The 7,935-nt window shown below is 57.8% G+C and carries 7 protein-coding genes; 3 read left to right on the top strand and 4 right to left on the bottom strand.

Annotation, left to right across the window (positions count from 1 at the left end; genetic code table 11):
- The 3 genes from BBF93_RS00190 to BBF93_RS00180 all read left to right on the top strand — a co-directional run.
- A partial coding sequence (locus tag BBF93_RS00190; protein WP_162786344.1) for an integrase core domain-containing protein occupies positions 1–401 on the top strand: 401 nt, incomplete at its 5' end.
- A 422-nt stretch (positions 402–823) separates the two neighbouring features.
- Positions 824–1,003: a hypothetical protein gene (locus BBF93_RS00185; protein ID WP_114104644.1), complete on the top strand. Its 180-nt coding sequence runs from the start codon at positions 824–826 to the stop codon at positions 1,001–1,003.
- Positions 1,004–1,519: 516 nt separating this feature from the next.
- Positions 1,520–2,587, top strand: a complete 1,068-nt coding sequence (locus BBF93_RS00180; RefSeq protein WP_114104643.1) for a DUF262 domain-containing protein — start codon at positions 1,520–1,522, stop codon at positions 2,585–2,587.
- 660 nt (positions 2,588–3,247) lie between these two features.
- Here the strand turns inward: BBF93_RS00180 and BBF93_RS00175 are convergent.
- The 4 genes from BBF93_RS00175 to BBF93_RS00160 form a co-directional block, all read right to left on the bottom strand.
- On the bottom strand, positions 3,248–4,180 hold the full coding sequence (locus BBF93_RS00175; protein WP_233349218.1) for a HEPN domain-containing protein: 933 nt from the start codon (positions 4,178–4,180) through the stop codon (positions 3,248–3,250).
- A gap of 106 nt (positions 4,181–4,286) precedes the next feature.
- Complete coding sequence (locus BBF93_RS00170; RefSeq protein WP_114104642.1) at positions 4,287–4,610, bottom strand: DUF736 domain-containing protein; 324 nt, start codon at positions 4,608–4,610, stop codon at positions 4,287–4,289.
- Positions 4,611–5,323: 713 nt separating this feature from the next.
- The gene (locus BBF93_RS00165) at positions 5,324–5,878 is read right to left on the bottom strand and encodes an antirestriction protein ArdA (protein WP_114104641.1); all 555 of its coding nucleotides are present in this window, start codon (positions 5,876–5,878) and stop codon (positions 5,324–5,326) included.
- A 623-nt stretch (positions 5,879–6,501) separates the two neighbouring features.
- A complete protein-coding gene (locus tag BBF93_RS00160; RefSeq protein ID WP_114104640.1) occupies positions 6,502–7,707 on the bottom strand; it encodes a hypothetical protein in 1,206 nt (401 codons plus the stop codon).
- Positions 7,708–7,935 lie beyond the last annotated feature (228 nt).

The following is a 7,935-nucleotide window of genomic DNA, read 5'->3' as shown; positions in this document are numbered from 1 at the left end:
TTGATGACTTCAACCGTGAAGGCCTTGCCATTGAGGTCGACTTCTCACTACCGGCGGCCCGCGTGGTGCGGACACTCAACCAGATCATCGAATGGCGCGGAAAGCCGATGGGCATTCGCGTCGACAACGGCCCCGAAAATGTCAGCGCCGCACTGCAAACCTGGGCGGCAAAGCGTGGCATCGGGATCTTTTACATCCAGCCCGGCAAGCCGCAGCAGAATGCCTATGTCGAGCGCTACAATCGGACGGTCCGCCAGGAATGGCTCGGCCAGTTCATCTTCAACACGATCGAGGAGGTCAAGGAACACGCCACCCGGTGGCTATGGTCTTACAACAACCAGCGCCCGAACATGGGTATCGGCGGCATCACCCCCGCCATGAAACTCAAACTTGCCGCGTGAAGTCCAGCAATCCGGTCGCTTAAAAATGGGAGGATTACCGCCCTGCGCACGCGTCAGGCCAAGCGCCCGGCCCAGCGCGCCGCCCTGCTGGAAGCCTGGAAGCAGGAGGCCAAAGCGCTCGGATTTGACCTGGCGAAGGCGCGACTTCAGGCCGCCCGCGCGCCTGTCCAGGGACACCCCGTCAACGCGGCGACGCGCACGCCAGCTGCTCCCTCCCCCGCCCAGCGCCTTGCTTCAGTGCAGCGCCTGCTGAACACCATCGCGCAGAATGCGCAGACCTCTTCTGCCATGCACGGCATGCGGGCAAACCTGCGCCAGAAGGAAACGGAGCGGCACAAGAGACAAGAACATGAGCGAGATCGATAACGTTCTTCATGCGGAGGCTGGCTATTCATGGCTAGCAATGGCCAGGAGGACTTCAGATGGCCAAATCCGAGTGGCACTATCCGAGAACCGAGTTTGCCAGGCAGGTTTACACACTGCTGGCCGAAAGCCCGGCCACAGCGGTCAGCCTGTTGCCGGACCGCTTCAGGCAGTCAGTAGCGCTTTCTGACCCGCAAGCCTGCCAGCAGGAGCGAATACAGCGCATTTCCCGGCAATGACTACAGACCGGCCTTCAAAAGCCCAACAGCCGTAATCCCCGTACACGGATTTTGTGTACGCTTCCCGGACAACGAATCCACAGCAGCTGCAGGCGTTCTAGAACAGATCGCTCCGCGATCTGTCAGCATCGAAGGTGCATGGGGTGTGAGCTCTGTCCATATAAGGCCAAGTCGGTTTACATCAGTTCCCAGGCTGAGATTCTAAATAAGGCGCAATAGTGAAATCCCTGAAGCCAAACACGCTACAGCGGTGGGCTTTCATGCAGCATTTTAAAAATTGAAATGGATATCGCCATATAGAGCGTCCACTTTCGCTCCCTGAGAGCGCGTTTGACCATTCCTGTGTGGAGCTAACGTTAGCCTAAATCGGAGTAGCTAGTCTCATCTTTGACCGTACGGCAATTGGATTTGACATTGCCTAGATTATTCGACTTGCATCAACCTAGCTAAGACCACTTTCAGAGGTCATAAACACACTAACCTCAAAAATATTCTTCTTTAGAACAAGAGATCTAGATGCCTAGCATACCGCAGACCTACACAGTTTCTGACTTCATTGAGTGGCAGGCCAAAAAACAGTTGGTGTTGGCTCCCGAGTTTCAGAGGGGTTCCGTTTGGAGCCCTTCAGCGAAAGTGTTTCTGATCGATACCATATTGAATGATCTGCCTCTTCCGCAGGTCTACTTTCGAACTAAGTTGAATCCGCAGACCCAAACGACGGTGAGGGAGGTCGTTGATGGGCAACAGCGCCTGCGAGCGATTCTGGAGTTCGCGTCCGGCAACTTAAAGCTGACGTCAAAATCCCCGAATTTCAAAGGAAAGACTTACCAAGATCTCGCGGTGGAAGATCAGGAACAATTTTTATCATATAGAATCCCTGTGGTTCAGCTAGTGAATGCCAGCGATGCAGAAGTGCTGGAAGTCTTTGCTCGCCTAAACTCATACAGTGTGAAAGTGACGCCTGCAGAGCTCCGACACGCAGAGTTTTCAGAGCCGGTAAAATGGGCAATTTATGACGCGGCTCGTCACTGGTCGACCTTGTGGGGGGACTTGAAGGTAGTTTCGACAAGAGACACTGTCCGGCTCAAACATACGACTCTAATTGCTGAAATGTTCATTGCGCTAGACCGGGGCCTTGGAGACGGCGGTGAAACGCAAATTACACGTTACTACAAGGTAAAGAGTAAGGAAGAGGAAGATTACTTTTCCCCTCTGCGCGAGAAACTTGATGAAGTAGTGTCGGAACTCCTTGAACACACAAAAGCCGATTTCGCCGAATCAACATTCTATGACGCGCCAAACTTCCTTGTTCTATTTGCAGCTGTTGCTTTTCTTAAAGGCTATGTGCCTATTTCAAAATTATCCGAGTCTGTGAATGAGTTGTCCGGTCAAGGCGTGGACTGGGAGAAAGCTTCCGTTAATCTCTCTGCGCTGGCTCAGGCGGTGGACGATGGCGCCGAAGAGCATGGCCCTTACGCGCAGTTTGTTTCAGCATCGAAGAGCACGCTTCATCGGGTTTCGAGCAGGAAACCTCGCTTCGAGGCCGTGGTTAGGGCCATTTCAGCTGATGTTGCTCACGCGTAGACTGCCGCGCTTTTATCGCCGGCTCGACCATCTTTCTGATGTAGTTGCGATAGTTGATGCTGAGGCCAATAAAACTCCTCAGCATACATTCGCGGCTGAGAAAGCATTGATACAAATTCAAATCGAGTGGGAGCACTTTGTTCGTGACCTCATACTCGATAGCGCTTCAGGCCGGTTCGTGAACGGCGCTGGCGCCGTATTTTCTAGAAGCTATTCAGGTCTGCACTCAAGAGAAGCAGCCGCTCATAAACTAATCACGCTTTATCCTCGTAGCCAGTTTGAACCGGAGTGGTATCTGCCAGCGAAGGCAATTGACGCTGCTCGACGTCTAGACGTTTCGAACTTTCCCCAGATATCGGCAGAACTTGGGATCACACCTTGGCCCATAGACGAATTGCGGCATCTTCGAAACTTCATAGCTCATAAATCCAAAAGATCAGCTCTAAGCGTTCGCGGGACCGGAATCGTCAGTGCATCGAAAAACATAGATGTGCTCCATGCTGCGTGCAGTTTTGGCTCTAATGGTGAAAAAAGGTATGTCGAGTGGATAAGTTTTTCGAAGGGAGCTGCAGCCCGTTTAGCAGCCTAGCCAATCAGAATAATATCAAAGGAGCAGCGTCGGACTTACGAGGTGACGTTACCGCCACGGCTCAGCAGCATTCAGCCAAGTGTATGCGCCGCACCAACTTTTAACTGCTCGATCCTTTCAACGGATCGTTTCTCAACAAGCGTCCGCAATATCTCCGCCCGCGCACCCAGCCAGGCAAGCTCCTTAACCGTGATCTCATAGTGCTCCGAATACCGAGCATCTATGTAGCCGCGTTTGAGCAGTTCAAACAGACGCCGGTCGTGCTTGGTCTCACGGGGCCATACAGCGATCAGGTTCGAGTCGATCTGCTCTGCAAGGGAGCGGAGGAACTTGATGCTGTGGGTGGCAGGCGAGTAGTTCGTCTCTACAAGGAGGAGGCAGGTGTATAGACGCTCTACGGTTTGATGCAGCATGAACGCCGCATCGTTGTAACGTCCTGCTTTAAGGCCAAATTCGAAGAATTCGAAGGCGCTTCGGACGCCTTCCATGCGCTGCTCAAAATGCTTCTCTGCTGTCGCCAGCGCTTCTTCTGCCGTCAGCGGCTGCGGCGTCACGAAGGGTGTACTGCCCTTGAGGTCGTAGAGGGCGATGCCCTCTTTGATGATGTCAGTGAAGAAGTACTGCCCCTGGCGCAGGGCATCGTTCACTTCCTCCATCGTGTGGACGATGAAATTGACCGGCGTCCGGATGCCTGTCTCTCGCATGATCCGGTCTTCGGCGCGGTACCAATAGGTGGCGAAGTCGACGAGAATCTGGTGGTTGACGACGATCAGCAGGTCATAGTCGCTGAGATAGCCTTTGGCGGTGTGGGGCTCGTCCACCCAGGTCCCGCGCGCATAGGATCCGAACAGGATGATCTTGAGGATGCGGCCTTGCTTCTTCTTCGGGGAAGAGGCGCCCGCCATGGCGTCGGCGAATTCCTCGAACAGGATCTCCGTAACGCGGGCGAGTTCGCGCTGCTTTCCATGAGGGAGGTGGTCGAGGTCGGTTCGCATCATGGTCATATTAGGCAGCGCCGCACCGCGTGCAAAGCGCCAATCCTCCCTTCAGTTGAGCCTGCCGTAGGCAGGGAAGGGCCAGCCGCGCACGGAGTGCGCGGCTGGCCGGTTGTCATTCGCCCGGGTTCCAGAGGAGGGCATAGCGGCCCTTCTTGCCTTTGACAGGGGCGAGGTTGGCGTAGATCCGGCGCGGCCCGATCTGGGGATCGGCGAGGGTGAGGGAGATATACTCCTTGCCGCTGGATTTCGCCTTCATGATCCAGCCGCCACCGATCTCGGTTTCGGTATCGCCTGCGAAGATGCGATAGTCGGGCTGGGCCGGCGCGGTCTTCCCGGCGTTCTTCCGGATGATGAGGGGGGCTGAGAGGCTCATCATGGCGAGGGTGCCTTCAAAGCCGGTCTTGGTTTCAGTGACGTATCCGAGTGCGTTTGCCATGGGGATCTCCTTTGCGTTTCCTGGCGTGTCTTTCCGGGAACCCCTTGTTCCCGTCGACGCCGGACCGGAAGGACGGCCTGCGCCGGGCCTGAACCCGACAGGGGCGCAGCAAAGCGGAGCACCGCCCCGCAGAGGAAATTTGAACCCGCGAGGAATGCGCCGACAGGCGCAGGGGAAATTTCCTCGGGAGGGGCGGTTTCATGCGCGGCGGAGGTCGTCCAGGTCAAACGGCAAAAGACGGAAACAAGGGGGCCGAGGTACGTAGCCGGAGCGCAAAAGCAGGTACCCGGAAACCCACTCCCACGGCGTCATCAGAACCATGGCCCCCTGATGGGCCCGCTCCGAAGCTGAGCCCCCCCGTCCCTCCCAACCCGACAAGCCACCGGGACCCGCTCCCTGCCCTCCGCCTGTCGTTCGTATTCCCGGGCGACGAACCGGGTTCGCCGGGTTGCGCCCACTGAAGGCCGGTGCCGGCTGGTGTGACCCTCCTTCCCCCGTCGCGGTCTTCGTTTCGGGCAAAAGCCTGGCCGGTCTCACCAACCACCGCGCCCCAACGGCATAAAGCGTACGTCTGCTGACTGAACGGCGATGCGCAAGGACCCGAAACAAACCGTCTGCGAGATTGTTCGTGTACGACCCAAACAGACAGTGCGCGCCTCTCCCCTGCTTCAGCCGCAATGACTTGCCCGCGCGAGACGCGCGGGCACTTATCTTCACCGGTTCCAGAACACATGCACCTCATCAAAGCCGGTCTGGATGACGAGGATTTCGCCATTCAGCGCCATATCGCGGGCAAGCGCCTGCCAGTCGATGTAGTACTCCAGAGACGCTGGGATCTCGGTTCCGGTCTCCCGGATCATCTCCTCGGCAAACTCGGCGGCGGTCTTGTACTGCCCGGCATAGTCCTCGAACGCGGCGCGGGCCTCGGTGAGGCCATTGCCGAAATGGCTGTAGAGCTTCGCGCCAAGGGCGCCATGCTCCGCAACGAAGTCCGCCAGCGCGCACACCGTGTCAAAGGTCGCGTGTTCAGACAGGCAGAGGCCCTCAAACCCTTCATAGTCATGGATCGCCCATTCCTCGGCGCCAGGCACCGGGCTTTCGGCCAGCATGGCGCTCACCTCCAGCCGGACTTCGTCCGCGTTGGTGGCAGAAATCCACCTTCCATGCAGGATGCCGGAGTTATAGGCGGCCAGGCAGGCAACATAGACACGCGGCCTCTCAGCCACAGGCGGTGCGCCATCCGGCGCGGTCGTGATCGGGTCTGGCATTTTTCTCGCTCCTTCCCGCCCCGTTCCTCTCCGCATAAGGCGGGAGGGGGCGGCACAAGGCGCGCCGCCGGGGCGCACAAGGCGGGTGTGCACGGGGTCAGGTCGGACGATACCAATGCCTCAGACGGCCCCTCCCCCGCCCCCCGTGCATACGCGCCGCGCCCCGGCAAAAGCGACGGGCCGTCTCCTCCCGCCCCGCGCGGACGCACTCAGACGCTGTGCACGCCCGGCGTCACCTCACGTCCAGGCTCATGCTGCCACGGCCCATCGACTGACGACGCCTGCCCACGCCCCCGCCAGACCGGATCGCACGGGCGACCCCCTTGGCCCGGCCAATGGGAAGCGTCCGTGCAGCGCCCCGACGGCGAGCCCCCGCAGCGCGGCGGGCGCCGGACAGGCGCGCGCCGTGACCGGAGACGAGCCGGGCCGGTGGGGCCGCCACCGGCGTCCCCATCGAACAGACCCCTCGCCAGAGGGGCGGGGCGCAGAGGGATCTTAACTTGCGCGCAGCATACCTCTAAATTCCAGCGTCCGGCGCTTGCGAGTAACTCTGCAAGATCGCTTGTCGTGCAGTAGCAATCAGATCGCGGATATCTTGCTCAGTTGCCATTCCCGCCTCCAGCTTACTCGGAGATGTCCAGATCCTGTGGTCTCGAAACGATTTCGTCGAGAAGGACCAGTTCGTTGCTGTTTTCAGTGATAATTCGAAAGGCTGTTTTTAGGACGTCAGGCTCCGATCGGACGACGGTGCGCCAAGCGAAGACCTTCCCGTTTGCGGAGACACACGGATAAGTGCTGGTCTCTCCCGGGACGGATTGAATCAGGTCGACCTGCTCTCCGGAGATCCGATAGAACTCCAGAGCTATTGGCGTTGCGGATCGCGTGGGAGGCGCTGTCTGAACAAACAGAGCGCCCTCTCGATCCACACCGGTAAGAATATCCAGCGATCGTCCTGCAAAATCGATCGGAACTTCTGCTCGGGTTAAATCCTGCGCCTTTGCGCCCCGCGGGACCCGCCAAACACCAGGAAGCACGACGCGCCCGAAGGTTACTTCGGCATCGTTTGCGGACATAGGCGGAACCGCGTTGAAGAGCACGCTTTGCCCATCCGGGGCATACCAGAACCGTTCCGCAGAGGCGAACTCCACCGGCGCGAATGCCTCGACCGAGTCGTCGTTCAGATTGAATTCGACAAAATGATTATGAGGAGCACGCACTGTTTCGACGTGTCCGCCCTGGACCGGATTTCGCGAGCGCATCGCACATACCTCGTCTCCCGCAGGCGAAAACACCGGATAGGCGTGTAAGAAACGGCGATCACCGAATCGGCGCGCCGATCCCCCTGCCAGTTCGAAAACGGCGATATCAGCATACTGAAAGAGAGAGGGACGGATCTCCCGCAACATACCAGGATTGGGAGATGCACGCCGCACCGCTACAGCGAGACGCCTTCCGTCCTGACTAAACGATGGCGTCACTAAAATGTTCAGTGCGTCTGGAGCTCCAGACGCGACAGGCATTCTGTAGCGCGTGCACATTCGCGTAGTCCGATTGTACACAAACAACTCATGAGGGCTCTGGCCGTTGATGATTTTTCCGTCGAATGCGAGAAGATCTCCATCAGCAGAGAGGCTGAGGTTTCTTGCAACGGCGCCAACAGTCTCACCGTTACCGGCCGATGGGGGTGACAAGAACAAGGGTTCGTGAGTTGGCTCGGAAGCACAGCCAGTCAACGCCTTATTAGCCATGACCAAAGCCCCGCTCAACAGCAGCTTTCGTCTCGAAAAAGCGAGGTCCAGATTGGAATCTGCGCGCCCCTCCACGATCATACCGCCCCTTTTTGCCGAAAGGCAGCGAGCGCGGCTTGTCCCGACCCTCACAACCTCGGGTTCAATATGAACGGTTAATAATTTCGCGCAAGAGGGGAAGTTGCCGTTGGCACAAAGTTTCACGAAAGTAGCAAATCGCCCTTATTCTCAGACATTGTAGAGCAACAGCTCCGAATTACGCTGGGAATTCCATCGTAGCGAGCGGCCGCTATCTGTTTTGATTTTTTC

Origin of the sequence: Hyphomonas sp. CACIAM 19H1 (assembly GCF_003325995.1) — a bacterium.
In the GTDB taxonomy this organism is placed as follows: domain Bacteria; phylum Pseudomonadota; class Alphaproteobacteria; order Caulobacterales; family Hyphomonadaceae; genus Hyphomonas; species Hyphomonas polymorpha.
Note: the sequence above shows the minus strand (reverse complement) of the source record. Positions and strands in the feature narration are given on the sequence as shown.

Bases quoted from the DNA above. Each gene is read 5' to 3' on its own strand.
- BBF93_RS00170 (WP_114104642.1), bottom strand. From the start codon at position 4,610: ATGGCAAACGCACTCGGATACGTCACTGAAACCAAGACCGGCTTTGAA.
- BBF93_RS00175 (WP_233349218.1), bottom strand. From the start codon at position 4,180: ATGACCATGATGCGAACCGACCTCGACCACCTCCCTCATGGAAAGCAG.
- BBF93_RS00180 (WP_114104643.1), top strand. From the start codon at position 1,520: ATGCCTAGCATACCGCAGACCTACACAGTTTCTGACTTCATTGAGTGG.
- BBF93_RS00160 (WP_114104640.1), bottom strand. From the start codon at position 7,707: ATGATCGTGGAGGGGCGCGCAGATTCCAATCTGGACCTCGCTTTTTCG.
- BBF93_RS00165 (WP_114104641.1), bottom strand. From the start codon at position 5,878: ATGCCAGACCCGATCACGACCGCGCCGGATGGCGCACCGCCTGTGGCT.
- BBF93_RS00185 (WP_114104644.1), top strand. From the start codon at position 824: ATGGCCAAATCCGAGTGGCACTATCCGAGAACCGAGTTTGCCAGGCAG.